The sequence below is a fragment of the Actinokineospora sp. genome (genome assembly GCF_050699995.1).
Taxonomy (GTDB): Bacteria; Actinomycetota; Actinomycetes; order Mycobacteriales; family Pseudonocardiaceae; genus Actinokineospora.
Window position 1 is genome coordinate 1 of sequence record NZ_JBOHGC010000055.1, and the last position, 1,205, is coordinate 1,205.

General features: G+C 68.5%; 2 protein-coding genes. Both read left to right on the forward strand.

Going from position 1 to position 1,205, the window contains the following annotated elements:
• The coding region (locus ACRDSQ_RS03445) for a GNAT family N-acetyltransferase (RefSeq protein WP_431418679.1) at positions 1 to 464 on the forward strand (464 nt) is incomplete at its 5' end.
• Positions 465 to 537: 73 nt separating this feature from the next.
• Positions 538 to 1,205 (forward strand): GMC family oxidoreductase N-terminal domain-containing protein (locus tag ACRDSQ_RS03450; protein ID WP_431418682.1); only part of this gene is annotated, 668 nt, incomplete at its 3' end.

Below are 1,205 nucleotides of genomic sequence, written 5' to 3' on the forward strand. Positions count from 1 at the left end.
ACCAGCTCGACTCCGATATGGCCGCGATGCGCGCGGCGAACGACGGGGCCTTCGACGTCGACCCGGACGACCGGCCGAAAGCGCCGCCGGTGGGGCTTTCGCGGGTCTCCGTGCTTGACGCCGAGACCGGCGAGCTGCTCGGGGTGTTGAGCTGGCACGAGACCGGCTGGGGTCGCACGCGCGCGTGTGGTGCGTGGAACCTGGGCATCATGCTGCTGCCCGCCGCGCGGGGTCGAGGAGTGGGTGCGACCTCGGTGCGGCTGCTGGTCCGGCATCTGTTCTCCACCACCGACCTCGACCGGGTCGAGGCGGCGACGGACGTCGACAACGTGGCCGCCTGTCGCGTCCTGGAGCGCGCCGGGTTCCAGCGCGAGGGTGTCGTGCGCGGCGCGCAGCTTCGCGGGGGAGTCCGCAGGGACGTGGTCTTGTACGGGTTTTTGCGCTCTGACCTCAAGGAAAGCTGACTGTTACTCACAGTCACAGGAAATCTTGGGTCAGAGGCTGGTCACGTGCTGTTCAGCCCCTTAATCTCTGCATATGGCTACGCAACTCACCGGTAACAACCCGGACTTCGATGTCGTTGTCGTCGGTTCGGGCTTCGGCGGCAGCGTGGCCGCGCTGCGTCTCACCGAGAAGGGCTACCGGGTCGCCGTGATCGAGGCGGGCCGCCGGTTCGCCGACGACGAGTTCGCCAAAACCTCGTGGGACGTGCGCAAGTACCTCTGGGCGCCCGCGGTCGGGTGCTACGGCATCCAGCGGATCCACCTGCTCAAGGACGTCGTCGTGCTGGCCGGGTCGGGTGTCGGCGGCGGGTCGCTGGTGTACGCGAACACGCTGTACAAGCCGCTCAAGCCGTTCTACAAGGACCGCCAGTGGGCTGACATCACCGACTGGGAGTCGGAGCTGGCGCCGCACTACGACCAGGCGTCGCGCATGCTCGGCGTGGTCACCAACCCGACGGTGACGCCGTCGGACGAGGTCATGCAGAAGGTCGCCGCCGACATGGGCGTGGCCGACAGCTACCACCCGACTCCGGTCGGCGTGTACTTCGGCGAGGCGGGCGAGAAGGCCGCCGACCCGTACTTCGGCGGCGCGGGCCCCGAGCGCACCGGCTGCACCGAGTGCGGCTCCTGCATGACCGGCTGCCGCGTCGGCGCGAAGAACACGCTGGTCAAGAACTACCTGTACCTGGCGGAGAAGGGTGG